A 26758-nucleotide genomic window follows, 5' to 3' on the forward strand; every position below is an offset into this window, starting at 1 on the left:
CAGATGCTCAGCCGGGGGCGCCGACCACCGGCGGTTCGCCCCGGCCGTCCTCATCCCCGTCGTCACGGTCGGTGGCGCCGCCGGAACCATCCTGGGAGCGCTTCAGCTCCTCCGCCGCCCGCTTGCCGAGCGCGTCGGCGATGTCCCGGGCGCGGTCACTGCGCGCGTGCATGTAGATGAGCGCGGCCCGCGTGCTGGAGTGCCCCATCCGATCCATGAGTTCGCGCAGCGAGGCCCCGGCCTCAGCGGCGTAGGTGTTGCCCGTGTGCCGCAGGTCGTGCAGGTGCACGCCTTCCAGGCCGACCGCCGCGCAGGCGTCGGCCCAGTACTTGGAGAAGTTCGCGCGTCGGAGCTGGTTGCCCTTCACACCGACGAAGACGAACCCGTTGGGGCCGGGGGCGGCGTAGTCGCGCAGGTGCCGTTGCAGGTCCCCGATGATGAGTTCGGGCAGCTCGACCGTGCGGAAGCCCGCCTTGGACTTGGGCTTGCCGGGCACCAGCTCGGCGAGGTCGTAGACCGTCTCCCGAATGGTCACCGTCTGCGCGTCGAGGTCGAGGTAACGCCGCCGCAGACCGGCCAACTCCCCCCACCGCAGGCTGCCGAACGTCGCGAGCAGTACCAGCGCCCGGTATCGGGGGTTGATGGCGTCGGCCAGCTTGAATACCTCGGCGACCGACAGCACCGGCCGCTCCTCACTGTGCTCTTGACCCGCGCCCTCGATCTGGCACGGGTTCTTCCGGATCAGCTCATCCCGCACGGCGGTGTTCATGATCGCCCGAATGAGCCGGTACGCCTTGGCGACGGTCGTCTTGCCGACCTTGGACTTGCGCCGGGCGGTGCGCCACTTGCGCACGTGCGCCTCTTTGATGTCGTTCAGCGACATGTCGCCGAAGAACGGGTTGAGGTGGATGCGGAGAAGACCTTCGTAAAGCTGTGCGGTCTTGGGCGCCAGGTCGCGGTCTTCGAGCCAGTCCCCCGCATAGACGCGGAAGAGCACCGATCCGGCGTCAGGGTCGATCCACTCTTGCCGAGCGATCTCGGCTTCCTTGAGACTCAGCCAACGCTCAGCCGACTTACGGCTGTCGAAGGTCCGATCGGCGGGCCGGAACACGCCGTCCGGGCCGAGGTAGCGGGCTTGCCAGCGCCCCGAGGCGATCTGCCGAACGGAGCCGAACTGCCGCCGGTGACCCTTGTTGTTTCCGCCCATCTATGCGGCCCTCCTCATGCGCAGGGTCACCGGCTGGACAAGGCCGGAGGCGATGAACTCTTCGAGCGCCGACGCGGGGATGCGGACGTGCCTTCCGATGCGCACGAACGCAATGCGTCGCTCCTCGATCAGCCGCCGGGGGTAGCGCTCACTCGTGTTCAGCCGATCGGCCGCCTCAGCCACGGTCAAAAGGCGGTCCGTCGTCCAGGTCTCTTGCTTGGACATCAGGCAGCACCCTTCATTGCCGAAAAGTCGTGGGGGTTGGGTTGTCGCGCGGCGTCGAGTTGGGCGCGGCGTTTGAGGGCTTCGCCGACCGCGCGCAGCAGGCGGTGTTCGCGGGGCGGGACGTCGGGGTCGGTGGGCCGTGCCAGCTCCCAGGCGTGGTTGCCGGAGGCCACCGGCGCGAGCGCCGGCGGTTGGGCGTCGTGGTCCTGGCCCTCATCGCCGGGACGGACGCCGAGGGTCTTGAGGACCCAGGTGAGGCGGTCGGCTTTGTGGTCGGCCATGGTCTTGCCCGACCACTTGCGCGAGACCAGGACGCGGCGTCCGGCGTAGCCGAGGTGTTCGCGGCGATGCGCCTTGGACCGGCAGAACCCCGGCACCATCCCCGGCTTGGCGCCGTCGGGTTGGACGCCGTAGCGCAGCCAGTTGGCGCAGCGGGGCGAGCAGGGCTCGAACCGCAGGGCCTCGACGAGGCGTTCGACGTGGCGGGCTTGGGCGTCGGTCTCCACCTGGTGGCATTCGGCGATGTCCTTGGTCAGGTACTTCGCGAGGTAGCGAACGCACCGGTCGGCATCCGGCGACCCGGCCAGGACGCCTTTGGCGTCGACCTGCGGGCCGAAGCGGACCACGTGCATGGGTTGGGCGTTGGGGTCGGCGTCGAGGGCGTCCAGCGCCTCATCCCAGGTGGGCAGCACCTCCCCCGTGCGGGGATCGACGTAGGTCCCTACCGCTTCGTCCCAGAGGGGCAGGTTGGCGCCGTCGTAGACCACCTCATCGGCGGGCGGCCACCAGACCTGGTGGTAGGTGGCGGCGGCGATCTGGCGCAGCTCCGCGCGTGGGATGGTGCCCCGTGTGGCCATGTGCAGGTGCGGCGCGAGACGCCGTTGCGGTTCCACCGTGGCGAAGTACTGCACATCAAAGCCCGCGACGCGGCGGAGGTTCTGCACGAAGCGGTCGATGAGCTTGGAGAAGTGCAGGGCGTCGCGCGCGGCCCGCCGGTAGTCATAGGTCGAGGGATCCACAGGTGTCCCGTCCGAGCGCACGCGGCCGTAGGTGTCGCAGGTCAGGGTGATGAACAGCGAGGGCCGGAACACCCGCCCCGTCTCCGGGTCCTCGAACGCCCGGCCCACGGTGGTGGGCACCTTCTGCCGCTTGGGCAGCTCGGGGGCGTCCTGGCGGCGCCTGGTGGAGCGCACCCGCCGCGACCGCCCCGAGGCCGAGGTGTTCCGCGAGACCGAGCCGCGCAGGCCGGAGGCGGTGATCTCGGCGTCCAGATCGGCGATGGCCGCATCCAGCGCCGCCACCTCATCCGGAGTGGCGCGGCCAGCTTCCACCAGGCGGTCACGCTCGGCGGTGACCATCGCGCGGCGTTCGACCCAGGCGCGTTGCACCTCGCTCGCGGGATCGGGGACGACGACCGGGTCCTGGTCGAGGTGCCAGCCCTCCTCGCACTGGGTGCGGCGGATCGAGCGCTTGCGCCGGGCACACGCCGGGCAACGCGACTCCAGCGTGGAGTTGCACGGCACGTCGATGATCTCGGTGCGGCCGGTGGTGATGTCGGTGCGGCGCAGCGCCACCGGACGGATGCACACCCCCTTCTCGGCCGCGATGGTCTCGGTCACCTCCCGCGCCAGGGGTTGGGCGAGGCGCTCGGCCCGCGTGCTCTTGCCGGTCGGGGTGGGCATCAGCCCTCCGCCCCCGCCACAGCGTCGGCCATGGCGTCGATGTGGGTATCGGAGACGAACGCGGCCCGTACACGGACGGGGACCGGGGAGCCCTCCAGCTTCACAAACCCCACCCCGGGTAGCTCGGGGTCGATGAGGTGGGCGTTGGCGCCCCGGTCGCGGGCGCCCTCCCCGAGCACCATGTCCACCTGGCTTGCCTCATCCAGGCGAAGCGCGATCTTGTCGGGGAACAGGTTGCGCAGGTTCAGCACCTCCTTGCGGGGGTCCTGGAGCGCGGCCAGGACGCAGAACCCCACCGAGCGCCCCTGACTGGTCAACGTCGCGATGGCGTTCTCGGCGCGGCGGCGGATATCGCGGTCGGGGTGGTAGGCGGTCAGGAACGCCACCTCGTCCAGGACGATCACGGTGAATGGGTCGCGCGTGGTGGGGGTGTGGACGCGTTGGCGTCCGGCGTAGCGTTCGGCCCGCTCCTGCATCGCGGCCACCGCCGCTTCGAGGAGGGCCACGGCGGATTCGGCGTCGGCCGCGTAGTGCGCGAACAGGGCGAGCCCGTAAGACAGTTCCATGCGCTTGGGGTCGATCGCCCACACCTCGGCGATACCGACCTCGATCGCTGAGGACATCGCGCGGATGGCCGACCACAGCACCGAGCCCTTACCGGCCCCGGTCACTCCGACCGTGAGGACGTGGGTGCCGTGCAGCCGCAGGAACCAGGGTTCGCCGTCCTCACAGATCCCCACGGGCAGGGCCGCCAGGTCCGGTTCCTCGGGGATCGGGAGTGCGTCGATGGGGTCGGCGAGGGTGTCATAGCGCGGGAACTCCAGCACCACATCCCTGGGTCCGCGCACTTCGACCCGGCAGGAGGGGGCGCCGAACCCGTGGGCCAGCTCGGTCACGCGTTTCTGGAAGTCGGCCGGGGACGTGCCGGCCACGATCCGCACCCGCACCCGGTCGGCCCACGCCGAGCACGTCACTCCCCGGATGCGGGGAAGGTACTGGCGCTCAAGGTAGGACTCGGCCAGACCGGAGACCACCAGCACCGGTTGCCAGTGCCGCTGATAGGTCCAGGCCCACCGCCACGCGGCCAGCACCCGCAGCGCCACCCGGTCGCGAAACGAGCGCGGCCACCGCCGCCACCACACCAGCAGCACCGCGTCAGCGATCGACCAGGCGACGGCGAGCCCGAGCCAGCCGGTGTAGTGCCACAGGGCCACCGAGACGGCCACAGACATCACGGCCACCGGGAACCGGAACGGTAGGACGAGAAGGAAGGGCACCAGGCGCCACATCCACCCGGCCAGGATGAACACCCCCGGCGTCTGGACGACCGGGGTGGCGAAGCGGAAGCTCTGCGCCGGGACCGGCGCGGTCGGCTGCACCTGTGCGGCCCCGTTGCTCTTGCGGCCCAGCATCAGAGACCACCCGCCTCGTCCTCATCGGTGGAGCAGGCGGCGGCCAGTTCGGCGCGCGCCGCCTCAGCAACCGCGTGGGTCTCCGGATCGGCCGTGGACTGGGCGATGCGGTCAAGGAGGGAGGACTTCCAGGCCAGCAGCGACACGCCGTCACCGGTCGAGCGGGACCGCAGCGCGGCCAGGAAGTCGGCGATCTCACGCGGACTCACCCGCGCGGTTCGGTCGGACATACTGAAGACACCTCTTCTGCCATCACGTGATTGGGAAGTCGCGGATCAGAGGGGTTGAAGGGGCGGCCGGGTGCGCCAACACCAACGGCCGCCCCGCTTGGGTTCAGCGGCTAGCTCGCGTCCTTGGCGGCGGCAGCGGCGGGGGTCTTGCGGGCGCCCGCGCTACTGGGGGTCTTCACGCCCCGAGCCCGCAGCGAGTAGGCCACCCGAGGGCGCCGCCCGGAGTCATCGACGTAGGGCATGACCGACATGGCCTCGAACTCGATCGGCCGGAACGGCAGGCCCGGCACCTCGTCGGGCAGCACGGGGCAGTGCTCGGCGGCGACCTTGACCTTCACCGACTTGGCCTTGCCCCGCGCTTCGGGGTCGGCGTCGATCACGTCCACCGCCCACAGCGGCAGCCCCGTCGCCTTGTCGAGCTGCGGGCGCTTGGTCTCGAAATCGGTCACCGGCTCCACTCCCAGCGCGAACGCGCCGTAGGGGAACACCGTCCCGAAGTCGATCGGCAGCGCACCCTGAATGGCCATAGTGTTCTCCTCAACAGTTCCTCCGGACGACCACTCGTCCGATCAAGTGAGTGTCTGCACTGTAATGGAAGCAACTTGACCGCACAAGTGAATAAGGTGCCTGTGGGCGTGTCGTCTTAGGTGGCCGGGTAACTGTCTTCGAGTTCGTGCAGGTCACCGGGAAGAACGATGTCGGCGACCGCGATGGGGGCGTTCTCGGCGTTCAGGACGGTGGCCAGGATCGCCAGTACCGGGGCACCCTCCTCGGTGGCCAGCAGACGGCGTTCCTCAACCGTGGCCAGGCGCGCGGACAGCCGCTCGGTGATGCGGGCGGGCCGCACCTGCTTGAGCGCCTGGAGGTGCTCACGGGCACCGATCGCGATCACTCCGGTGTCACCCAGGTCGGTGCCGGAGGCGATGTCCAGGGGGAACCACAGCGTGACCAGCTCGCTCGGCGAGCCCTCGTCCAGGATGACGCGCTGGCGGCGAATCAGCGGCGAGTTCTCCGGCACGTTCAGCGCCTCAGCGACCACGGCCGGCGCCGCAGCGCGCCCGGCGGCGGTGACGGTGGTGTCCCCGGCGTTCTCGGGAGCGTCGAAGGCACTGGCCCCGGCGTGGGATCGCTCAGCGCCGTGGGCGGGCACGCCTTTAACGAAGGAACCCCGACCATGCTCCCGCTCAATCCACCCCTGCATGCTCAGGATCTGCAAGGCCCGCACGACCGTGCTGCGTCCCGAGCCGAACTCCCGCACGAGCCGGGCTTCTGAGGGGAGCATGGTCCCCACGGGATAGGTACCGTCCTCGATGCGGGTCTGGATGGCCTGCACAATCTGTGCGTATTTGGGCGGGGCGAACTCAAGGTTCGACATCATAACCGTCCGGTCACTCTAGTACTCGTCTGGTCAAGCAGCATACGCAGGCAGACCCCGCACGTCACCCATGATGGGAATAGCGGGCGGCTCCGGCGCGGCCAGGTCAACGGGCCGGAGCCGCCCTCTCACACGGCCGGTGGGAAGTCCGTTACCGGGGTTCCCGGCCGCGCAAGCTCGTGGGTGTGTCAGTTGGCGGGCGGGGTGTCGTCCCAGTACACGCCCTCGCCCACCTCGAAGAGGCGATCGTTGACCCAGGGCACCGACAGCATCGATCGGCGCCCGGCACCCGCCGGCGGGTCCTCCAACTGGCGGACGAACCGCTCGATGTCGTGTTCGATCAGCGTCGGCGCGTGGGGGGTGTCGGGGTCCTGGGCCGTGGCGATCCACAGGTTCTCGGTGCGGCGGATCGCCCACCGCTTGCCATAGCGCTCCCGGAGCAGCGCAAGCAGCGGGTCAGCGCCGGGGTTCACCGCACTGCCCCGGCACCGGCCAGGGAGGCCCGCAGTGCACGGAGGCGCTCGTCGCGTAGGGCGGCTTCGGCAGCCTGGCGTTCGCGGACCCGCCGCTCATGGGCGATCAGGTAGGGGCGCACATAGGAGGCGCGGGCGCGCCGAGGCGGATAGGAGCCGTGCCAGGAGGGGGTTAGCATCTTCATCGTTCCACCTGTCTCGATCAGGTTGGGGCCATGCCCCCGGACGGCGGCCACCGTCGCGGGGGTCTTCTCATTCGCAGAGGACCGGGCAAACCGAGTGCTCAGCGCGGGCCGTCCGGGCGGCCACGTGGTTCGGACGGGAGGTCACGCGGCGGCAGCCAGGCCGGTGCCCCGGCACGCGGAGCAAACCACCACTCGAAGTCGGCTTCCGGAGGTGGCGGACCCGACGACCACGAGCTTGCGCGGACGTACGGTCTTGCGACCGCGCCCACGGCAGGACCGGCATTTCTCGGTTGCGTGCGCGTCTCCCATGGCTCCCAGCATCGCGAGCGCATAGGGACTTCCGAAGGTCTTATTCAGGTCTTATTGAGGACTCTATGAGGACGTAACATAGATTCTGGTTGGCAAAGAGTCCCTTGGATGCCCTATTGGGCGTTAGATTCGATGCACGGCCCGAGGTGAATCGGAGGTACGAGGACATGCCCCGCCCTGTCGGCAACACTCGTCTCAAGGCAGCTCGCCAGCACGCCGGTTACGCTTCCCAACAAGCGCTCGCCGATGCCATGACGGCAGCGGCTCCCCTGCTGGGTATCCGCAACATGCAGGTGAGCGCGCGGCAAGTGAGACGCTGGGAGTCGGCCAACCCTCCATGGCCGCGCGGTGACCACCAACGGCTGTTGGTGCACCTCCTGCAACTCCCCGTTGAGGAGCTGGGCTTCAGTTCTCCTTGGAGCAAGAGCGACTCGCACGAGGCGGCTTCCTCTTCCCCACCCGCGCCCTACACGGCGTCCAGCTCGCAGGGACCGGCCATGCCCCTGCCTCGCGGCAGCACGGCGGTCCAGCCCCCCACGGCCGGCACCGACTTCGCCACGATCAACGCCGCGTACCGCCGCCTGTACTTCACCGTGCAACCCGCCCAGCTTCATCCGGCGGTAGTCGAGCACACCCGCTTGGGGACACAGCTTCTCGCCGAAACCACGGGGGTACCTCGGCGCATTCTGGCCGCCGCGTTGGCCGAGTCCTTGCTCCTCGCCGGACGCATCGAGTTCTTCGACCTCCAGCAGCCCGAGGAGGCCGATGCGACCTATGTGCGAGCGCTCCAGGCGGCCGGTGAGGCGGACGACCCGTTGATGGGGTCGGCGATCCTGGCGCACGCGGCCTTCATCCCCGGCTGGGGTGGCGACCGAGAGAAGGCGGCCGAGCGGATGCGTGCGGCCCGGACCTACATGCGCCGTGGCCAGCCCTCGGGAGAGTTCCTGGCGTGGCTGGACGCTGTCGAGGCCGAGTGCGAGACGATGTGCGGCCACGCGAAGGAGGCGCTCCGCCTCATCAACCACGCCGAAACCGTATTGTCCGAGAACAGCGGCCAGCCGTCGCCCGAGTGGTTCAACTGGTTCTCTCCGACGCGACTGGCCGCGTTCAAGGGCAACACCCAGCTCAAGGCTGGACAGCCCGCGCAGGCCAAGGCCACGTTGAGGGCTGTGCTTGAGACCATCGGCGCGGAGAGCACCAAGCAGCGGTCGGTCATCCTCGGCGACCTGGCCGCCGTGGCCGTCGCTCAGAAGAACCCCGAGGAAGCCTGTGCCTACGCCGACCAGGCGTTGGACCAGCTCTCGACCGCCTGGTACGCCACGGGCATGGACCGTATCACCGAGGTCCGCCGCTCCCTTCAACCGTGGGCCGACACGGAGTGCGTCCGGCGCTTGGATGACCGGCTTTACGGCTGGGAGACGACCCTCAGCACTCTGCGGCGTTGATGTTGGCGATCCGGCCCGGAAGCTCCGCCAACGAATCGATCCGCATCGTCGGAAGGCGATCGGCTTCCGGGTCGGCTTGCTGGACGATGCCCCACGGCCCCCGCCGGATGAGCGCCGTACGCAGACCGACGTGCGCGGCAGGCCGGATGTCGTTGTCGAGCCGGTCGCCCACGTACAGGATCTCGCCCGCCTCGCACGCAGCCGCCTCGACCACCCACCGGAAGAAGGCGGGATCGGGCTTGGCCACGCCCCAGTCGTCGGACGTGGCGATCATGTCGCTGGGCAGGTCCAGCGACCGCAGGATGCCACCGGCCCGCACGGTCTGGTTGCCCGCGATCCCGACCCACAGTCCTTGCTCGCGCAGCTTCGCCAGCGACGGACGCGCGTCGGGGTACAGGTCCTCTTCGCCGAAGGTCTCGGGCTGACCGGCATCGGCCCGCCGCTGTCGCTCTTCGGCCAGGTCGAACCCGGGCCGGAACACCTGGAACGTCTCGCGGTAGTCCAGGCCCCGGGCGATCACGGCCCCGAACATCGCCGAGAACGTGTGCCGGGGAACCCCGAGCCAGTCAGCCCACGTCCCGTACTCCGTTGACTCGTCCACCAGGCACTCACCGACATCGAACACCACAGCGCGGATCATGTCCGCCAGCCTACGACTGAGCGTCCATGCGGTCCGCTCCGCCTGCTGCATATCTACCCATGCCAATATCAGTGTCGTGTGTCACAGTAGGTGGGTGCCGTGTGGTGCCAGATGACACCTAATTGCAAAGGTGTCGTCCCAGAAAATGCATCACCAATTGCTATTCATAGCAACGACGTAGGCTTGTTTTATCAACATGAGACCCCATTGCGAGATTGATTGGCATGAACAGGGATTACAAGTGGGAGTACTTGCTAGGAGAGCTAGAATTCAATTCCACGCAGGAAATGGATGAATGGGTGGAACTAGTAAAGCGATGCATTGGCGTTCGCGGCAAATCGCTTGGCACTGGAGTGTTCAGGGATCAGAGTACTCATCCTTTTACCGAAATACGAGTGATAGACGCAGGAGAAGCTTGGAACGCGGTAGCCATCTGCGCACGATTGCGCGATAGTCCCCACAAAATGGTTATCGGCGTTGCGGGAAGGAACTACGATGAAATAGATTCCGAAGAGAAGATCTCATTCTGGGTAGAGGTATTCAATGACGCCTATCACAGTCTGCGATCGGATAAGCAGCGTTTTAGATGGGCTGCCGTTATAGGGCCGAAGCCGAATACGATATCTGCAACTGGGATAAAACTAAGTGCGCCTGCCGTAATTGGTGGATGTGAGGTAGCCTCATATGAACGCCCATTAGTCGAAGTCGTACCCCCTCAAGTTCCTAGTCTGTATAGCATGGGATTTTTCCGCTCTGTGCCGATCAGTGTGGTGGGATACAGCGAAGGTCGATCTTGGGAGAATTCTATTCCCGAATCATCTGACGACCTGCAGCGGGTATGCGCGCTACTTTCGGTTGCTTGGGATATACCGATTATTGTGCGGGCGACGCCGCAGCCGATTGTCAACGGAGTAATTGAGTTACCGAGATATCCGCCTTGGTCTAAGAATCCGTATGAAGAACTTACGGAAGGCGAGACGTTTGATGACTCTCATGAAAAATTAGTGACGGTTCCCGAATGGTTGGAAGGTGCCTATCATCGCCTCAGGCGCAAGGAAAAGTGGAGGCGGGTCGGCCGAGCATTGGATGCTTTCAGCGAAGGACTTCGCCTAGAGTACAGCCATCCAAGTCTCGCTTTGGTTTCCTTCGTCGCCGCGATTGAGGCGATCTCCCTGATCGTCTTCAAGGATGGAACATGTCCGGAGTGTTGTCAATATTGTAAAAATCATTCGCATATCGCCAAAATGTACAGGGCAACTCTTGGCCTGGTAGTCGATGGCGAGGATCTTAAATTGCTATCTCAATCCTATGGAAAAAGGTCGAAAACAGTGCATACTGGCCGAATGCATGGAATAGAAGGGCGGTCCAATCCATATTATGTCTCTCTATTTACAGAGAACGAAGCCATGACATTTCAATGGCAAGAAGTTTACAAACTAAGAAACGCGGCTCGCGAGTTGCTGTTGAAATCTTTGAAAGAGGAACTTCCCTCTAAATCCCCCCTTGACTTCAGTGTGAACCTCTAATGAGGTTGCCGAATTGGGCTGTATGGGATCAAGGCGACGGCGCTTCGCGCCGTCGCTCCGGCGTGCCGGCCGCCGCTCGGGCTGCGGGCTGCCGCCCGGTCCCGAGCGCGCGGCCGGCCGCCGGGGTCGCGGAGCATCCGCCGCCTGGAGGCCGCCCGGCTACCGTGGGTCGCGCCGTCGCCGCAGCAGGGCAAAGCGAAGCGCCGCCACGTCGGCGAGCGAACCGGCTATGGTCCTGGCGCCCTCGGTCCCGAGGCACTTGGTCGCGCGACCCTCACTGTCTCGGGTGGCCGACACCGGCGCGACCAAGCACCTCGGACCGGAACCGTGGTTGCTGTCTCCGTGGGGTTGCTGCACTGGTGGTTACGCGTTACAACGAGCCAGAGCCACACTCGCCGTGCCAGATTCTTGCCAGACGCAGCGGATGATCATGGGGACTCACGGGGAATCAGCGGACAAACGCCGATGTCCGCGCAGGTCAGCAAAGGTGCACGTCAGCCACCAACTCTCGACTTTGCTTCCCAAGCTGATAACGCGGGTTCGATTCCCGTCATCCGCTCTGTACGAAAAACGGCCCTGACCTGCGAATTCGATTCGAACAGGCAGGGCCGTTTCCATGCCCAGGGTGCACCAGCGGGTGCACGGCCCCTCCGGCACGTCCCCCCGGACGGGATCACATCCCGTCATCCGGCCCCCGATCGAGGGTGCACCAGGGTGCACGGCCCGCCGCCGACCCGAGAACCTTCGAGGTTCTCCACCCGATTCCCTCCGCACCCGGGCCGCACCGAGCGATGGTCGACCCATGGCAACCATCGAACGGGGTCGGTGTCGGCCACCCAGGCGAGCCGGGCGCCGCCCACGGCGGCGGCCACGCCGAGGTCGAGGCCGGCGATGCCGGTGCACAGCGATCCGATAACAGGCGCTGGCGTGGTCGGCGTCCCCTTCTTAGCGGTTGGTCGGCTGCTTGTGGTGTGGTGGGTCGCGGTGACGGTCACGTCATCTCCCCGGCGGGGTTGCGCAGGATCAGCACATCTTCGTGCTGGATGATGTGCGCGGCGATGCCCGTGCGGCGCAGCCGCGCAGAACTTCCGGGGTCGGGGCCGCCCCGGCCCGCCGCTCCGCCGAAGCGCGGCGGGCCCCCTCACCCCCCGGTGCTCTCCCGCAGCAACTGCTCGAAGGGCACCGGGTCGGTGAACGGGTCGGCCGGTTCGGGATCGGGGCGCGCGAGTACGGCGGCGGCCAGCTCGCCCCCGGCGCGGGTGATGCGCCGGCCGAGGTCGGTGTCGGCGCCCCAGTCGCCGCTCGCGGCGTAGACGCCGATAGGGACGACGGCCGCGCGCAGGTAGGCCAGCAGCGGCCGCAGCGCGTGGTCGAGCATCAGCGAGTGCCGCTCGGTGCCGCCGGTCGCGCCGATCAGCACCGGTTTGCCGCGCACCGCGTCGCGGTCGAGGACGTCGACGAAGGACTTGAACAGCCCGCTGTAGGAGGCGGTGAACGTGGGCGTGACCAGGATGAGGCCGTCGGCGGCGGAGAGCCGGTCCAGGACGGGCCGCAGGTTCTCGTTGGCGAACCCGGTGAGCAGGTGGTCGGCGATGTCGTGCGCGTGGTCGCGCAGTTCCACCAGTTCCATCTCCGCCCCCGCGCCCAGCGCGTCGCGCGTGGCCGCGGCGAGCCGGTCGGCCAGCAGGCGGGTGCTGGACGGCTGAGACAAGCCGGCCGAGACGGTGAGGACGCGGGTCATACGGTGCTCCCTTCGGTGTTCTGCTGCGCGGTGCTGTGCTGCGCGGTCTCCTGCTGGGCGGCGTCCTGCTGGGCGCGCAGCAGCGAGGCGTGGGTGGGCGCGGCGGGCACGTGGGCGGGCCGGCGAGCGGCGAACTCCTTGCGCAGCACCGGGACGACCTCCTCGCCGAGCAGGTCGAGCTGCTCCAGCACCGTCTTCAGCGGCAGACCGGCGTGGTCGATGAGGAAGAGTTGGCGCTGGTAGTCGCCGACGTATTCGCGGAAGCCGAGGGTGCGGTCGATGACCTGCTGCGGGCTGCCGACCGTCAGCGGGGTCTCGGCCATGAACCGCTCCAGCGAGGGTCCGCCGCCGTAGACGGGGGCGTCATCGAAGTAGGGGCGGAACTCGGCTACGGCGTCCTGGGAGTTGCGGCGCATGAACACCTGGCCGCCCAGCCCGACGATGGCCTGGTCGGCGGAGCCGTGCCCGTAGTGCTCGAACCGGCGCCGGTACAGCTCGACCATCCGCTTGGTGTGCTCGGGCGGCCAGAAGATGTGGTTGTGGAAGAAGCCGTCGCCGTAGAAGGCGGCCTGCTCGGCGATTTCCGGGCTGCGGATGGAGCCGTGCCACACGAAGGGCGGCACCCCGTCCAGCGGGCGTGGGGTGGAGGTGAACCCCTGGAGCGGAGTGCGGAAGCGGCCCTCCCAGTCCACGACGTCCTCGCGCCACAGCCGGTGCAGCAGGTGGTAGTTCTCCACGGCCAGCGGGATGCCCTGGCGGATGTCCTGGCCGAACCACGGGTAGACCGGGCCCTGGTTGCCGCGCCCCATCATCAGGTCGACCCGGCCGCCGGCCAGGTGCTGGAGCATCGCGAAGTCTTCGGCGATCTTCACCGGGTCGTTGGTGGTGATCAGCGTGGTGGAGGTGGACAGGACCAGCCGCTCGGTCTGCGCCGCGACGAAGCCGAGCATGGTCGTGGGCGAGGACGGCACGAACGGCGGGTTGTGGTGCTCGCCGGTGGCGAAGACGTCGAGGCCGACCTCCTCGGTCTTGCGTGCGATGGCGACCATCGCCTGGATCCGCTCGCCCTCGGTGGGGGTGCGGCCGGTCGTGGGGTCGGGTGTCACGTCGCCGACGGTGAAAACCCCGAACTGCATCTCGAACTCCACTCGTTCAAATTTTAACTACCAGTGGAACGGTGCGGAGGGTACTGCTATTCCGGGCGTGAAGGCGGGGCGGGCGCGAACCGCGACTGCGAGCGTGGGGAGGGCGGGGCGGGCGTGGCCTGCGGGCGCGGGGCGGGCGCAAAGCGGGTGGAGGTACGGGGCGCGGCGGCTCAGCAGCCCTCACCCTGGTCACCGGTCACACCGTCACCGGTCACACCGTCACCGGACGCCCCGCCGCCGGACGCCCCGCCGGATGCGCCTTGAAGGCGGGCCCGTGTCCGGGTGAACACACGGGAGAGCACGTCGAGTTCGTGGTCGTCGAGGTCGTCGGTGAACAGCCGCCGCACCGTGGCGATGTGGGTGCGGTCGGCGTCGCGCAGCGCCTCCAACCCGGCGGCGGTCAGCACGGCGAACGCGACCCGTCGGTCCTCGGCGGAGGGGTGGCGCACCACCCAGCCGCGCCGTTCCAGCGCTTTGACCTGGTAGGTCAGCCGACTCGGGGAGAACACCATGCGCCCGGCCAGCTCGCCCATCCGCAGTCGGCGCCCGGGGGCCTCGGCCAGGACCAGCAGTAGATGATAGTCCATCAGGCTCATTCCGGCGGATGAGCGCAGGTCCTCGTCCAGCCGGGTCTCCAGCAGCAGGCTCGCCTCGATGTAGGGCCGCCACGCCCGCCGCTGCGCCGACCCCCGCCAGGACCCCATGCCGAGCAGTCTAGCGAGATGGTTCAAATGTCGAAACACTGCGGAGCGCGAGCCAGGAGAGCTGGATCGCTGATGGGGGTGGAGGGTGATGGTGGATGGTCCGGGCGGGCGGCAGTGGCCGAGCTGGCCAACCACTACACCGACGACGCACCACACCGGGGCGGCCCTGCGCCGCGCGGCCCCGGACCCGAACCCGCTGGTCCGCCGCATCGCACTGGAGGGCCTGGCCTACACGTGGCGCGACCACCCCGCCACGGTGGAGGTCCTGCGCGCGGCCACTCGCGACGCGCGAGACAGCGCTGGACGGCCTGACGAGCGAATGGCCGCACCTGCCGCAGACCCGCCGGACCACCGCCGCGGCGATCGACGACCCGTCCCTGATGGTCGCGACAGTCGCGACCGCCAACTGGCAGCACTGGCCGGCGGACCCCGCCATCCGCCAGAGCCTCCACAACTTCGCCACCCGCCCCGACGCCCCACCCCACTTCACCCGCTGGTGGCACTGGCTGGCCTCCGCCCAGCCCTGACTCGCGCGCACCCGCCCACCCTCCCGCGCCCCGCCCTGTCCCGCCTCGCGGAACGAGCGCGCAAAGCCGCGCCGGAGCGCCTTTCGGCAGGTCTGCCGCCGCACGCGCGGACGTTGGGGGCGGCGCCGGGCACCTCGGGCACGTTTGACGCCTGAATAGTTAACCGCTATCTATTGAGGCGTCGAAGAGGAGGACGGTCGGTGCAGGACGTGGTGCTGGCGCTGCTGGCAAAGGAGCCCTCGCACGGCTACGACTTGCGCAGACGCCTTGCGGCGGCGCTCGGGCCGTTGGGGGAGCCGCTGAACGCGGGGCAGGTCTATGTCACGCTCACTCGGCTGGAGAAGGCCGGGCTGGTCGTGCAGGAGCGCGAGGACGCGCCGGTGCGCGGGCCGCGGCGGAAGGTGTACGGGCTGACCGCGGCCGGGCAGGAGCGGGTGGCCGCGTGGATGGCCGAGGGGGTCGGTCCCCGGGCCGACGTGTCGGAGTTCCACCTGAAGCTGGTGGCCGCCGCCGAATCCGGGTTGGCCGATCCGCTGGCGCTCGTGCGCAGGCGCCGCCAGGAGCTGATGCGCAGCCTCGCCGAGGCCCAGCGCGCCGCCCTCGCTCACGACGCGAACTCGGAGGCCGGATTGCTCCTGGAGGGGATCGCCCTCCGGTTGCAGGCCGACCTGCGCTGGCTGGAGGCGTGCGCCCGGACCTGGTCCGCACGCGCCTCGCGTGGAAACGGCGGAGGAGACGCATGAGGCACGACGACACTCGTCCCGACGACGACGGCGTCGGCAGCGGCGGCAGCGGCCCGGCGCGGCGAAGAGGCGCGCCTCCCGGCGCGGGGACGGAACCGGCCGTGCGCCGTGGCGATCCCCGAACCCGCTCCGGGAGGGCGGCCGACCCCGTGCTGCGGGCGGTCGGGCTGTCGCGGACCTACGGCCGGGGCGAGAGCACGGTGTGGGCCGTCGACGCACTCGACCTCGACGTCCCCGCCGGGCAGACGCTCGCCGTCACCGGGCCCAGCGGCTGCGGGAAGTCGACCTTGCTCCAACTGTTCGGCGGACTGGACCGGCCCACCGACGGCGAGGTGTGGCTCGGCGGACGGCGGATCGACCACCTCGGCGAGCAGGCGCTGGCCCGGCTGCGGCGGCGCGCCGTCGGTTTCGTCTTCCAGGCGTTCCACCTGATGGACGAGTTGACGGCGGCGGAGAACGTCGAACTTCCCGCCCTGCTCGCCGGCGCCTCCCCGCGCGCCGCGCGCCGCCGTGCCGCCGACCTCCTCGACCGGGTCGGCCTCACCGACCGGGCGCGCCACCTGCCCGCGAAGCTGTCCGGTGGGCAGCGCCAGCGGGTCGCCATCGCCCGCGCCCTGGTCAACGAGCCGCTGGTGGTCCTCGCCGACGAGCCCACCGGCAACCTCGACAGCGCCGCGACCCACGAGGTCCTGCGCCTGTTCGACGAACTGCGCGCCGGCGGCCAGACCCTGGTCATGGTGACCCACGACGAGCGCGTCGCCGCGACGGCCGACCGCGTCGTCTCCATGCGCGACGGCATGCTGGCCGACGACACCCGCCTGGACGACGGCGTCGGCAGCGGCGGCAGCGGCGGCGGCCCGCGCCGCAGCGGCGCCTCCAGCGAACTCGGCGCACTCCTTGGCTGGGAGGGCTGAGCCGTGGGACGCCTGCTGCTGATGTGGCGCCTGGTCGTGCGCGACATGCGCCGCCGCCCCGGCGAGGCCGTGGTGTTCGTGGTCGCCGTCGCGGCCGCGACCGCGTCGCTCACCCTGGGCCTGATGGTCGACAACGCCGTCGCCATCGCCTACATGAACACCCGCGAGGCCACCCGGGGCCCCGATATGACCGCAATCACGACGGCCGAGAACCCCTCCGACGTCGCCGGGCGCATCGCGGCGGCACCGGGCGTGGGCGCGCAGACCGATCCGGTCCTCGCGTTCTCCACCGAGGTCGCGGCGCACGGCGAGACCCGGCAGTCCTCGGTGGAGGGCCGCGAGCGCGCGCCGTCCCCGGTGGACCGGCCGCTGGTGACGTCGGGCACCTGGGTGCGTCCGGGCGGCGCGGTGGTCGAGCGCAGCTTCGCCGACGTGCTCGGGGTGGAGGTCGGCGACCCCGTCACCATCGCCGGGCGCGACTACCCGGTGGTCGGCATCGCGATCAGCGCGGCGACCCCGGTCTACCCGTGGAGCGACTGGGCGCAGGGCCCAGGGCCATCGGACTGGGGCGGCCGGATCTGGCTGACCGAGGACGACGCCCGCGCGGCGGCGGGCCAGACGCCCGTCGTCCACCTGATCCACGTGGAACTGACCGACCCCGACGCCGTCATCGAATGGCGCGAGACCGCGTTCGCCCCCGGCACGCGGGGCGACGACTGGGTCAACACCCACAACTGGGAGACCGTCCTGCGTACCGATCTGGTCATGATCAAGGACGCCCAGCCCGCCCTTGTCGTCGGCGGCTCGCTGCTGATGGTCGCCACCTGCGTCACGCTCGCCGCGCTCACCGCCATCCGCGCCGCCCGCGACCACCGGCGGGCCGGGCGCCTCAAGGCCGCCGGTGCGAGCCCGGGTACCGTCACCGCCGTACTGCTGACGCAGTACCTGCTGCTGACGGCCGTGGCCGCCGTCCTCGGCCTGGGCGTCGGCACCCTGGCCGCACCGGCCCTGGCCCATCCCAGCCCCGGGCTGCTCAAGGTCCTCAGCCCGCCGTCGGTGAGCATCGTGGTGGCCGTGGTCGTCCTCGCCGGGGTCGTCACCGTGCTGAGCACGATCGACCCCGTCCTGCACGCCGCGCGCACCAGCACCGTGGCCGGGCTGGTCGAACCCGCGCGCCTGCTGCGGCCACGCTCCCGGCTGACCGCCCTGACGGCCTACCTGCCCACCGCGCTCATGCTCGGCGTCCGGCTGATGGCCCGCCGGCCCGGCCGCGCCGTGCTGAGCGGCGTCGGTACGGCGGCCACCGGCGTCATGGTCGGCGCGCTGCTCACCTTCCGCAGCGCCTGGGCGGCCGTGGACCTCGCCGCCACCATGGAGGCGGTGAACAACCGCACCGCCGAGGTGCTGCTGGGCGTCACGGTCGCGGTGGTGGCGCTGTCGGCGCTCAACACGGTCGTCCTGGGCTGGAGCAGCGCGGTCCAGGCCCGGCGCGCCCTGGGAATAAGCCGCACCCTCGGCGCCACACCCGGGCAGGTCGTCGCCGCGTTGTGCACGGCGCAGCTCGTGCCGGCGGTGCCCGCGCTGCTGCTGGGCCTCCCGGCCGGGATCGCCCTGTACCGGGCCTTCAGCCACATCTGGGTCGTCCCGCCGCAGTGGTGGCTGGGCGCGGCCGGACTCGGCACCGTGCTGGCCGTCGCGGCGCTGACCGCCCTGCCCGCCTGGCGCCACGCCCGCGTCCCGGCCGGCCTGACCCTCAACGCCGAACCCGGCTGACCGCAGGCACCGGAGGCGGCGACCGGCGCGGCACCGCGCGATCCGGAGAACAGCCGCGAACCGGTGGGAACTTTTCCGGGTGCCGGTCCGACCTGTGGGGCGACGTCGGACCGTGCGCCGCCACCGGGGCGGACACGCGAGGGGCGGACGCATGTTCCCGGAAGAGGTGGCAGGGGTGGCGGTGCGCCGGTTCGCAGGTGCGGTCGTCGGAGCGGTGGCCGGCACGTCGGTGCTGGTGGGCTCTCCGCGACACCCGTTGCCGCCCACGAGACGCTCATCGCCTCCTCACCCGAGGACGGGCAGCACCTGCAGCGGTCCCCCGAGCGCGTCGAACTGACCTTCAGCGGCGACATGCTGGACCTGGGTGCGGTGGTCATCGTCCTCGGACCGACGGCGCCGCCGTGCCCGCCGGAACGGTCGCCGTCGACGGTGACGAGGCCGTGCTGCCGCTCACCGGCGAACTCGACGGCGGCGGCCACGCCGTGCGCTGGAAGGTCGTCTCCGGTGACGGGCACCCGATCAGCGGCGCGTTCACCTTCACCGTCGGCGACGGCGGTCCGCCCCCGCCCGACCTGGAGTCCGGCGCACCGGCCGACGCGGCCGACGCGGACTCCACGACCGCGCCGACTCCCGGCCAGGCCGCCTCGGGGCAGGTGCCCGCGTCCTCGGCCACCGTGCGCGTCGCCTGGCTCGCCGTCGCCGGAGCGCTGGTGGGCGTGTTCGGCTACACGCTGCTGCTCCGCCTGCGCCGGCGGTCGAAGTGACCGGCAGCCGCCCCTCGGCCGCCTCCCCCTCCTCTCCCCCGCCCACCGTGAAAGGCACCCTCACCATGGCCCGTCCCCGCTCCGCACTCCTCCTCGCCGCGGCCTACCTGGCCGCCGGCGCGCTGCTGACCGCCTGTGGCGGCGCCGGATCCGCCGCCTCCGGTGCGGAGCAGTCGGCCGAGGCCACCCCGGCGGCGCAGGCCGACGCCGTCAGCGTCGACGACGCCTGGATCAAGGCGGCCACCGCCGAGGAGGGCATGACCGCTTAGTTCGGGGTGCTGGTCAACGACGCCGGCCAGGAGGTGCGGCTGACCGCCGCTTCGACCGAAGCCGCCGCAACGGTGGAATTGCCCGAGGTCGTCACCGGCGACGACGGCAGCCCTGTCATGCGTCAGTGACGACGCGGGTGACCGGGTGGCCGATCTGGTGCTCGGCCGGATCAGCGCCCAGCGTGTGCAGCACGTCGAACCCGTTGGGCCACAGGGTGCACCAGGGTGCACGGCCCGCCGCCGGCCCGAGAACCTCCGAGGTTCTCCCCCCGATTCCCTCCGCGTCAGGGCCGCACCGAGCGATGGTCGACCCATGGCAACCATCGAAAAACGCCGCCTGAGCAGCGGAAACACACGCTATTGGGTCAAATGGCGCCTCGGCGGCACCCGCACGGGCGCGCCCCAGTCCGAGCCCTTCGACACCCAAGCCGCCGCCCACACCTTCAAGCTCCACGTCGAGGCCGCCCACCACGAATGGCCCGACAACTGGATCCCCCGCCAGGGGTGGGCACCGGGATGGGTGCCGGGAGTCGGCTGGACCCGGCTCGCTTCGGAGGAGGCGCCCGAACCGGTGCGCTTCGCCGACTACGCCACCGATCTGATCAACTCCCTGTCGGGCATCGAGGAACGCACCCGCTTCGAGTACCTCCGCGACCTGCGCCTGCACCTCATTCCCGCCTTCGGCGACGCCGACCTGCGCGACACCACCGACCTCACACCCAAGCGGGTCCGCGAATGGGTCAACGCACTCCAGGCCGGGATCCCCGACCCGCGCACACCCGTCAACCCCCGGACCGGGGCGGGCAAGAAGGGCGCCAAGCGCGGGGGCCGCATCGGCTGGCTGCGTCCGCCGCTCCGGCCCAAGACCATCCAGAACCTGCACGGCCTGCTGTTCATCATCTGCCAGGCCGCCACCCAGGAGGACCCGCCCCTGCGGCCCTCCAATCCCGCCGCCAACACCCGCCTGCCTCGCCTGGACGACGGCGAAGGCGCCGACGACATGTGCTTCCTCACCCGCGATGAGTTCCGCCTCCTGCGCGACGCCGCCCACCCCGACGTGCGCGACATGCTGGAGGTCTTCGTGCTGACCGGACTGCGCTACAGCGAACTGACCGCCCTGCAAGTCCGCGACATCACCATCCGCACCGCACCCACCACCACCGGCGGCCGCACAGCGGTCGGCGTCCTAGAGGTCCGCCGCGCCTGGAAGCGCCAGCCCGACAACACCTTCAAACTCGGCCCGCCCAAGACCAAGCAGTCACGGCGCCGCATCACCCTGACCCCGCGCACCATCGCCCTGCTCCAGCAGCGCATCTCGGGCAAAGGACCGGAGGAGTTCGTCTTCACCACCGAGCGAGGCGCGTGGTGGCGCCACTCCTCCTTCTACAACCGCCGCTGGGTCAAGGCCGTCCAACGCGCCCAGGCACTCGGCCTGACCAAGAAGCCCCGCATCCACGACCTGCGCCACACCCACGTCTCCTGGCTCATCGAGGAGAACGTCCACGCCTTCAAGATCCAGCGCCGCCTGGGCCACAAGTCCATCACCACCACCATGGACCGCTACGGCCACCTCGTCACCGACCTCGATGACGACCTGCTCAGCGCCATCGACGGCATACCCGTACCGCCCGCCACAGACGCCCTTCCCGCCAACGCCACCACCCAGCAATTGGCTGCGGTGTCCTGACAGCCACACAGCCGAGTGAAGGGCCGGGCGTAACTCGCCCGGCCCCTCGACCCAGTTGCCAACACCCCTTCAGGCATGGCGCCGGTTCCTTGCCCAGGCTGAACTTCAACCTCGCCCGGACACGCGGCGGCAGATTCTGACCCTTGAGCGCGGGTCCGAACCAGTTCGCCGATCACCCGGTCGCGCGCAAGCGAGCCAACACCCGGTTCAGGCACCCGGGGCGCCTGTTACAGGTACCCAAAACATGACCTATTTTGGGTATCCAAAACTGGTCGGCTAATCCGCGCCAGCACCCCACCTCCGCTGGCCGACACGGTTTCGAACCGGACACCGATCCCCGTGGTGTACATGCAAATCGGCGCCTATTTTGGGTATACGAAACTCAAATGCTCGTATTTTGACCAATTCACCTTTGATTCGCGTGCGGTCGATTTCGAAAGCTGGCGAACTGTATCCCCTGCTCGGTGCGCGAGCATTGATTCGACTAAGGGTCCTTCGACGCCGTTTTCGGACGGGCGGCCGCGCATTAGGTTAGATGACGATCAGCCCTCGCGGCGTCCGTCGTAGCCATGGTGTCGACGGCAGCCAGTCGACCCCGGACGGCAGCCAGCCGCCCGTGCCGAAAGCGAGGGAAAGTTATGGCCAAGAAAGAAGACTGCGGCCCATGGTGGAGAAGGCCAGAGGCCCTGAGAATCCTGGAGGCATTTGTACGTCTGATACTCGACGCCTATAGAACCGGGGGCCTTGGCTAGCAGCCAAGACCCCTGGTCTCCCAACCCGAGCCCTTGGGGACCATGGACCGCCAGGACCACCCCAGGGGCTCTTATTTCGCATACATGTTATCCCTTGGAGGAGCGCATGAGGCCACATGTTGCCCTCATGGACCCTTCATTATCCCACATTAGCCCACATAGGGCCCCTCATGTGCCCCTCATGTTCCCCTCATGTTCCCCTCATTAGCCACCATTCTCGAGTGGTCCGACGCGCTCCAAGGTGTTCCCTCTGCTAAGTGATGCCTCCCGCGAGCACGTACCGCCCTAACGAGCAAGCCACGTCGAAGCCCTTGGCTGGATTCAGGCGGGGAGAAATCTTCCCTTGCACGGAAAAACGACAGCATGGTCACCTCGGGCCAGCCGCCCCTGGCGCCCACCGACGCACATACCCCCCTCTTCGGCCTTGCTGAGTGGCCGCAGGCTCCTGCCGGGCCTGTTCTGCGATCTGATCAAGGTCTTCCTCGCAGAATCGCACGTGCTTGCCAAGTCGGCGATGCGGAATCTTGCGCGCCGTCACCTTGTCGCGCAGCCAGGACTCCGGGACGTTGAGGCGGCGCGCCGCCTGCGGGATCGTCATCAGCGGAGTGGACTGCACTCACCCTCCTCTTCTGTTGTCACCTGGAACTGCTTGCGCCCGGTGGCGGTGCGGAAGCGCAGGCGCTCCTCTTCCGAGGCGCCTCCCCACACTCCCCACCGCTCGCCCGCGCGCATCGCGTAGTCCAGGCACTCCACCCACACGGGGCAGCGCCGGCATACCTTCTTGGCTGCCCGGACGCTTCCTCCCTGACTCGGGAACCACAGGTCCGGTTTGCCACTGCCGCACGCAGCGTGCTCATGCCAGGTCCGCGCAGCCGCAAGGGCCAGAGGTGCAGTGATGGCTATCCCCTTTCCCGAGGCCGATGGCATGTCCCTTGTGCCGCCTCGTCAGTCAGGACGGATGGAGTCGGCGTAGGAGAACAGGGCGCGGTGGCGGGCGCGGACGTGGGCGGGAATCGCGACGGCGCGGTATGCGGCGCGGCCGAAGGAGCGCTCGCAGGCGTAGTGCTGACCCTCCCGATGGCCTTCGGTACCCAGCAAGGCGGCGATGCGGTCGATCTCCTTGTCCTGTTCCTGGTCGCTTCCGCGGGGGAAGTAGACGACCTCTACTCGGGTGTGCGGGCTGAGAGGCAGGTCGGGGCGCGCCTCCAGGAAGTCGGCCAAGGCGCGTATATGGGCGACGACGGCGCGGCGGGTGAGGTCGTCGGCGAAGCGGTTCACAGGTGGCTCCTCCACGGGTGGCCCTCGGGGTGGTCGGATCCGGTCACGAGCAGCCGCAGGGCGGCGTGGGCCTGGTGCGGGATGACAGCGCGGCCGAGCAGGCGCAGGTGGGCGTCACGGGACAGGCGCAGCGCGGGATCAGTGATCCAGCCGGGCGCAAAGCCCATGAGCCATTCGGTGAAGCACGCGTTGAGGCGTCGCCCGCCGCGCTGGCCGGGTTCGAGCGGGCAAGGGGCCGGGTGGCTGGTGGCCTTCTCCCAGCGGCGGATCGCCGTTTCCTGCGCGCCCCAGGATCCGGTCGCGTCCAGCGGGCAGTCGGCTACTTCGGGCGCCTGCGCCGGCGCGGTGCACAGGGCGTCGGTGAGCAGCTCCGGGTGCAGGAGGCGGCCGCCGGGTTGGTCTCGGCGAGGTGGCGGATCGCATCGGGCAGCCCGATCTGCTTGCCCCGGCGTTTTCGCTCGGCGACTTGGCAGGGGCCGCGTCCGGCATCGCGGGCGGCCGGGGTAGGCAGCAAGGAACAGCCGCTCGCGGTTGTGCGGCGCGCCGATGTCGCGGGCGCGTAGGCTGCACCACTGCGCGTCATACCCCGCGGCGGCCAGGTCGGAGAGGACGCGGTCCAGGCCCGCGCCTCTCCACCGCCACCGCAGCGCGGCGACGTTCTCCACGATGAGCAGGCGGGGTCGTAGACGGCGAACACCTTCCATGACGTGTGCCCAGGTGCCACTGCGTGTCCCTTCGGCGATGCCGGCTCCTCGGCCGGAGATGCTGACGTCCTCGCAGGGAAACCCGGCGGTGATGATGTCGACGGGCTGAAGGCGGCTCCACTCGATGTCGGCCACATCGCCGAGGTTGGGTGTGCTGGGGAAGCGGTGGGCCAGGAAGCGGGCCGCGTCGGGGTCGGTGTCAGCGGTGAAGGCCACGTGCGCGCCGCCCAAGGCGGCGGCCAGCCCGAGGTCGAGGCCCGCGATGCCAGTGCACAGCGATCCGATGACCGGCGGCGGTGCTCCAACGATGGATGCCGGAACTGGAGGCCGCCTGCCTTGGGCGCGGGCCGTCGCGGCGGTCATGGCGCCTCCCCGGTCGGGTTGCCAAAGATCAGCACGTCTTCGTGCTGGATGGTGTGCGCGGCGATCCCCGTGCAGTACAGCCGCGCCGTTTCGAGGCTGGCGAAGAAGGAGCTGCGCGGCGCCACCCGGCCTTCGCCCGGCGCACAGCGGGCGGCCAACCGACCCTCCGGCTCCAGGCCGACACTTCGGGCTGCGGCCATCACTCTGCTCGTAAAGTCACTGCGTCCGAGACGGACGGCGTTCATGATCTTGGCCGAGCGTTCCAGTGGCAGCCCCGAGCACCACCGTCCGAGCTGTGCCAGGGCCTGCTCTTGCCCGGTCGCCCGTACCGAGGCCACCGTGCGCAGCGTGCTCATCGCCCCGCCTCTCCTGCGGGCCCAGCGGCGGGCTTATGCAGGAGCATCACGTCGTCGTGGCATGGGGTGATCAATGTGGTGACGGCTTTGGCATGGGCGGCGCCAAGCTCCTTTCCTCCAGGCACACCGCCGCATTCCTCTGCCTGCTTGGTGGCGTCAACGCTCACAGGCGTGGTCAGGGCGATGATGTGCTGGACATAGGCCAGCCCGGCGGCATGGGCGGCGTGGGCGCACACCGTCACCAGATCGGCCTCCCTGCCGACCTGGCCGTGGCCGGAGCAGATGAGGGCGAGGTGTCCGCCGGCCCGCAGCAGCCCAGCGGCGGCGGCGATCAAGGACTGGACCGCCCGCGCGTATGCGGCGCCGGTAAGCCGCCCGAAGTGGTCGCCGCGCACCGTTGCCTCCGGCGCGTCGGTGTGCCGTCCAGCGCGGGGCAGGCGAAGGAGGACAAGGCGGGTACGGCCGCGGACGGGGGCGAGCAGGACCTCGGCGGTGCGTGCGTCGGCCTGCCAGTGCACCACCTCACGGCGGCGCTCAGCCGGGAGGCGTTCGCGCAGGCGCCGCTGCGCGGCACGGACCCGCTCCGGTTGCACCTCGATGCCGTGAACGCTTCGCCCCATGGCCGCCGCCTGGGCCAGCGCCGTGCCCTCACCGTGGCACAGGGCCACCACCGTGTCGCCGGGCGCGCTGAGGTCGGTGATCAGCCGCTGGGTGAGTTCCTCCTGCGGCGGAGTGCCGGAATGTTGCGCGCAGGGCCATACCGCCAGCGGAGGCCGCTGTCGTTGCCCTGCTGCCGTGGTGGTGCCGTCGTGGTGTGGCGCCATGTGGTGCGCCCGCCCGCCCCGCCTTCGCCCTGACGTCCCCTAATAGAGCCGGTCACCGGGTCGGGTTGGACGCGGTCGGCACGGTTTCCGCGGTGGCGACGGCGCCAGCCCCGAAGGGCGGTGGCCCTTCGGGGCTGGGGCGGCCGCAGCCGCAAGAGGCGGTGGCAGGTGGCGCGAGGCGCTAGGCGGCGCTGTAGCGGCGCGGCGCCTCGCACGTCAGTACGGCTTGCCCGTCGCGCACGAGGCGGGCCAGGGCGTTTTGGATGGCGCCAACGCTGCGCCCACGCAGGAGATGGCTGATCTCGATGGGCGAGAACTCCTTCCCGGGAGAGGCGTGGAGTATGGCTCGCACCATCTCGCGCAGCGCGCCCGGCTCCAGCCGCGCGGTCTTGGTGACCGGGTTCAGCGCCACCGGCGTCTGGGGAGCGACTCCCGGCTCCGGAGTGGTCGGGGTTTCAACGGCGGCCCCCCGCGCAGCGTCCGTCTCGGACCCTGCCGCAGAAGCGTGCGTCGGGGCCACCCCCACGCCGTTGTCCGGGGCGGGTGCGTCATCGGCGAGCACTGCCTTCGACGCCTCGACGGGGTCATCAGACCGGGCGGCCTCCCACAGGTCGGGCTGGCGGCGCCCGTGGTCGTATCCTCCCGGTGTGCGCACGGCCTGCCCGGCCTGCTCGAGGTCGCGCAGGGCAGCGGTGACGGTGGAGCGTGCCCTACCCAGGGCGGCGGCGATCTCGGCGGCGCTGGCCGGGGCGGTGAGTGCGCGCAGGTGGGTGGTGATGTCAGCGCGCACTGCGGTGCTGGTCATGGACTATCCCTTCAACGCAAGACGGTCTGGTCCGAGGGCAGGTGGGTGCCTGCCCGAAGCGGGGCTCAGGTCAGGTAGCAGTAGCGCCGTACCTTCGTGACCAGCGGCCGCAGGTGCTCGGCGGGGGCGTCGCGGAACGACAGCGCGGCGATCTCGGCGCCGAGGTCGTAGACCTGGACCCGTGTGCTGCGTAGGTCCCCCTCGACCACGGTGTGGGCAGCCGTGACGGTGATATGGGGCTGGGTCCGGTAGACGAGGTGGTCGCGGATCACGCGCTTGCCCTCGCCGGTGGTCACGAACTCGCCGCGCCGGTCATGGCGGAACTGGGCGGCGTACAAAAACTCGCGGACGTGCTCGACGCCGGGCACGGCGCGGCCTACCTCGAACCAGTGGCCCAGGTGCTCATGGGCGTTCTTCGTCAGGGCGGCGAGCAGGTGGGGCATGCTCAGCCCCAGACTGCGGTAGTCCCTGATGGCGTTGGTGATGTCGGCGTGGCCCCAGACGAGCACCCCATCCTCTTCACGGCAGTGGTAGGTCTCATCGGGGTCGTGGAAGTAGCAGTCAGGGCGTCCGTGCCGGGAGTAGACGATGGTGCTGCCCGGCCCACTGGTAAGGCACCGGTGGACGATGCTCCGCGTCACAGTCGCCTGGCAGGCGCGGGTCAAGAACGCGGCGGTCTCGCCGTTGGACATAGCTGTAC

31 protein-coding genes and 1 pseudogene are annotated in these 26758 nt (G+C 69.6%); 11 read left to right on the forward strand and 21 right to left on the reverse strand.

The window, feature by feature from the left end; all coding sequences use genetic code 11:
- Window positions 1–7 precede the first annotated feature (7 nt).
- From LG943_RS10825 to LG943_RS10865, 9 genes are all read right to left on the reverse strand, one after another.
- Window positions 8–1207, reverse strand: coding sequence for a tyrosine-type recombinase/integrase (locus LG943_RS10825; protein ID WP_270072098.1), 1200 nt, complete (start codon window positions 1205–1207; stop codon window positions 8–10).
- Complete coding sequence (locus tag LG943_RS10830) at window positions 1208–1432, reverse strand: helix-turn-helix domain-containing protein (RefSeq protein ID WP_217781301.1); 225 nt, start codon at window positions 1430–1432, stop codon at window positions 1208–1210.
- On the reverse strand, window positions 1432–3114 hold the full coding sequence (locus LG943_RS10835) for a replication initiator (protein WP_270072099.1): 1683 nt from the start codon (window positions 3112–3114) through the stop codon (window positions 1432–1434). The genes LG943_RS10830 and LG943_RS10835 overlap by 1 nt, the downstream gene beginning before the upstream one ends.
- On the reverse strand, window positions 3114–4526 hold the full coding sequence (locus LG943_RS10840) for an FtsK/SpoIIIE domain-containing protein (RefSeq protein WP_270072100.1): 1413 nt from the start codon (window positions 4524–4526) through the stop codon (window positions 3114–3116). Before LG943_RS10840 ends, LG943_RS10835 begins: the two co-directional genes overlap by 1 nt.
- A complete protein-coding gene (locus LG943_RS10845) occupies window positions 4526–4756 on the reverse strand; it encodes a hypothetical protein (protein WP_270072101.1) in 231 nt (76 codons plus the stop codon). The genes LG943_RS10840 and LG943_RS10845 overlap by 1 nt, the downstream gene beginning before the upstream one ends.
- 110 nt (window positions 4757–4866) lie before the next feature.
- On the reverse strand, window positions 4867–5283 hold the full coding sequence (locus tag LG943_RS10850; RefSeq protein WP_270072102.1) for a plasmid replication, integration and excision activator: 417 nt from the start codon (window positions 5281–5283) through the stop codon (window positions 4867–4869).
- Between the two features lie 116 nt (window positions 5284–5399).
- Window positions 5400–6131, reverse strand: a complete 732-nt coding sequence (locus LG943_RS10855) for a GntR family transcriptional regulator (protein ID WP_270072167.1) — start codon at window positions 6129–6131, stop codon at window positions 5400–5402.
- 188 nt (window positions 6132–6319) lie between these two features.
- Entirely contained in the window at window positions 6320–6604 is a 285-nt protein-coding gene (locus LG943_RS10860; protein WP_270072103.1) for a hypothetical protein, read from the reverse strand.
- Complete coding sequence (locus tag LG943_RS10865) at window positions 6601–6789, reverse strand: hypothetical protein (protein ID WP_270072104.1); 189 nt, start codon at window positions 6787–6789, stop codon at window positions 6601–6603. The genes LG943_RS10860 and LG943_RS10865 overlap by 4 nt, the downstream gene beginning before the upstream one ends.
- Before the next feature lie 476 nt (window positions 6790–7265).
- On the opposite strand from LG943_RS10865, the gene LG943_RS10870 reads away from it, so the two are divergent.
- Window positions 7266–8543 carry a transcriptional regulator gene (locus LG943_RS10870; protein WP_270072105.1) on the forward strand — a complete coding sequence of 426 codons (1278 nt, stop codon included), beginning with the start codon at window positions 7266–7268 and terminating at the stop codon, window positions 8541–8543.
- On the opposite strand, the gene LG943_RS10875 is transcribed toward LG943_RS10870, so the two are convergent.
- A complete protein-coding gene (locus LG943_RS10875; RefSeq protein WP_270072106.1) occupies window positions 8524–9183 on the reverse strand; it encodes an HAD family hydrolase in 660 nt (219 codons plus the stop codon). The genes LG943_RS10870 and LG943_RS10875 overlap by 20 nt on opposite strands.
- Before the next feature lie 224 nt (window positions 9184–9407).
- Between LG943_RS10875 and LG943_RS10880 the strand changes: the two genes are divergently transcribed.
- Window positions 9408–10709 (forward strand): hypothetical protein, encoded by a 1302-nt coding sequence (locus LG943_RS10880; protein ID WP_270072107.1) that lies wholly within the window; start codon window positions 9408–9410, stop codon window positions 10707–10709.
- A gap of 1141 nt (window positions 10710–11850) precedes the next feature.
- On the opposite strand, the gene LG943_RS10885 is transcribed toward LG943_RS10880, so the two are convergent.
- The 3 genes from LG943_RS10885 to LG943_RS10895 all read right to left on the reverse strand — a co-directional run bounded on the left by LG943_RS10885 (window position 11851) and on the right by LG943_RS10895 (window position 14299).
- Entirely contained in the window at window positions 11851–12450 is a 600-nt protein-coding gene (locus LG943_RS10885; protein WP_270072108.1) for an FMN reductase, read from the reverse strand.
- Window positions 12447–13586: an LLM class flavin-dependent oxidoreductase gene (locus LG943_RS10890; RefSeq protein ID WP_270072168.1), complete on the reverse strand. Its 1140-nt coding sequence runs from the start codon at window positions 13584–13586 to the stop codon at window positions 12447–12449. The genes LG943_RS10885 and LG943_RS10890 overlap by 4 nt, the downstream gene beginning before the upstream one ends.
- 179 nt (window positions 13587–13765) lie before the next feature.
- Entirely contained in the window at window positions 13766–14299 is a 534-nt protein-coding gene (locus tag LG943_RS10895; RefSeq protein ID WP_270072109.1) for a MarR family winged helix-turn-helix transcriptional regulator, read from the reverse strand.
- A gap of 380 nt (window positions 14300–14679) precedes the next feature.
- On the opposite strand from LG943_RS10895, the gene LG943_RS10900 reads away from it, so the two are divergent.
- The 9 genes and pseudogenes from LG943_RS10900 to LG943_RS10935 all read left to right on the forward strand — a co-directional run bounded on the left by LG943_RS10900 (window position 14680) and on the right by LG943_RS10935 (window position 20976).
- Window positions 14680–14826 carry a hypothetical protein gene (locus LG943_RS10900; RefSeq protein WP_270072110.1) on the forward strand — a complete coding sequence of 49 codons (147 nt, stop codon included), beginning with the start codon at window positions 14680–14682 and terminating at the stop codon, window positions 14824–14826.
- A gap of 200 nt (window positions 14827–15026) precedes the next feature.
- Entirely contained in the window at window positions 15027–15569 is a 543-nt protein-coding gene (locus LG943_RS10905; protein ID WP_270072111.1) for a PadR family transcriptional regulator, read from the forward strand.
- Window positions 15566–16483: an ABC transporter ATP-binding protein gene (locus tag LG943_RS10910; protein WP_333486355.1), complete on the forward strand. Its 918-nt coding sequence runs from the start codon at window positions 15566–15568 to the stop codon at window positions 16481–16483. The genes LG943_RS10905 and LG943_RS10910 overlap by 4 nt, the downstream gene beginning before the upstream one ends.
- 3 nt (window positions 16484–16486) lie before the next feature.
- Entirely contained in the window at window positions 16487–18256 is a 1770-nt protein-coding gene (locus LG943_RS10915) for an ABC transporter permease (RefSeq protein WP_270072112.1), read from the forward strand.
- Window positions 18257–18319: 63 nt separating this feature from the next.
- Window positions 18320–18598, forward strand: a pseudogene (locus LG943_RS27755) (hypothetical protein); the annotation flags it as partial.
- Between the two features lie 59 nt (window positions 18599–18657).
- On the forward strand, window positions 18658–19020 hold the full coding sequence (locus LG943_RS10920; RefSeq protein ID WP_270072113.1) for a copper resistance CopC family protein: 363 nt from the start codon (window positions 18658–18660) through the stop codon (window positions 19018–19020).
- Between the two features lie 65 nt (window positions 19021–19085).
- On the forward strand, window positions 19086–19289 hold the full coding sequence (locus LG943_RS10925) for a hypothetical protein (protein ID WP_270072114.1): 204 nt from the start codon (window positions 19086–19088) through the stop codon (window positions 19287–19289).
- A gap of 6 nt (window positions 19290–19295) precedes the next feature.
- The gene (locus LG943_RS10930; protein WP_270072115.1) at window positions 19296–19418 is read left to right on the forward strand and encodes a hypothetical protein; all 123 of its coding nucleotides are present in this window, start codon (window positions 19296–19298) and stop codon (window positions 19416–19418) included.
- Window positions 19419–19602: 184 nt separating this feature from the next.
- Window positions 19603–20976 (forward strand): tyrosine-type recombinase/integrase, encoded by a 1374-nt coding sequence (locus LG943_RS10935; protein WP_270072116.1) that lies wholly within the window; start codon window positions 19603–19605, stop codon window positions 20974–20976.
- Window positions 20977–22095: 1119 nt separating this feature from the next.
- Here the strand turns inward: LG943_RS10935 and LG943_RS10940 are convergent.
- The 8 genes from LG943_RS10940 to LG943_RS10975 form a co-directional block, all read right to left on the reverse strand.
- Window positions 22096–22326 carry a helix-turn-helix domain-containing protein gene (locus LG943_RS10940; RefSeq protein WP_270072117.1) on the reverse strand — a complete coding sequence of 77 codons (231 nt, stop codon included), beginning with the start codon at window positions 22324–22326 and terminating at the stop codon, window positions 22096–22098.
- Window positions 22326–22655, reverse strand: coding sequence for a WhiB family transcriptional regulator (locus LG943_RS10945; protein WP_270072118.1), 330 nt, complete (start codon window positions 22653–22655; stop codon window positions 22326–22328). Before LG943_RS10945 ends, LG943_RS10940 begins: the two co-directional genes overlap by 1 nt.
- Before the next feature lie 18 nt (window positions 22656–22673).
- Window positions 22674–23006 (reverse strand): hypothetical protein, encoded by a 333-nt coding sequence (locus LG943_RS10950; RefSeq protein ID WP_270072119.1) that lies wholly within the window; start codon window positions 23004–23006, stop codon window positions 22674–22676.
- The gene (locus LG943_RS10955) at window positions 23003–24073 is read right to left on the reverse strand and encodes a DNA cytosine methyltransferase (protein WP_270072120.1); all 1071 of its coding nucleotides are present in this window, start codon (window positions 24071–24073) and stop codon (window positions 23003–23005) included. The genes LG943_RS10950 and LG943_RS10955 overlap by 4 nt, the downstream gene beginning before the upstream one ends.
- A complete protein-coding gene (locus LG943_RS10960) occupies window positions 24070–24429 on the reverse strand; it encodes a hypothetical protein (protein WP_270072121.1) in 360 nt (119 codons plus the stop codon). Before LG943_RS10960 ends, LG943_RS10955 begins: the two co-directional genes overlap by 4 nt.
- Entirely contained in the window at window positions 24426–25253 is an 828-nt protein-coding gene (locus tag LG943_RS10965; protein ID WP_270072122.1) for a hypothetical protein, read from the reverse strand. Before LG943_RS10965 ends, LG943_RS10960 begins: the two co-directional genes overlap by 4 nt.
- Window positions 25254–25434: 181 nt before the next feature.
- Window positions 25435–26058, reverse strand: coding sequence for a transcriptional regulator (locus tag LG943_RS10970; RefSeq protein ID WP_270072123.1), 624 nt, complete (start codon window positions 26056–26058; stop codon window positions 25435–25437).
- A 65-nt stretch (window positions 26059–26123) separates the two neighbouring features.
- Window positions 26124–26750: a DNA ligase-like domain-containing protein gene (locus tag LG943_RS10975; protein WP_270072124.1), complete on the reverse strand. Its 627-nt coding sequence runs from the start codon at window positions 26748–26750 to the stop codon at window positions 26124–26126.
- Window positions 26751–26758: the final 8 nt, after the last annotated feature.

The organism is Streptomonospora mangrovi, from assembly GCF_027604915.1.
Taxonomy (GTDB): Bacteria; Actinomycetota; Actinomycetes; order Streptosporangiales; family Streptosporangiaceae; genus Streptomonospora; species Streptomonospora mangrovi.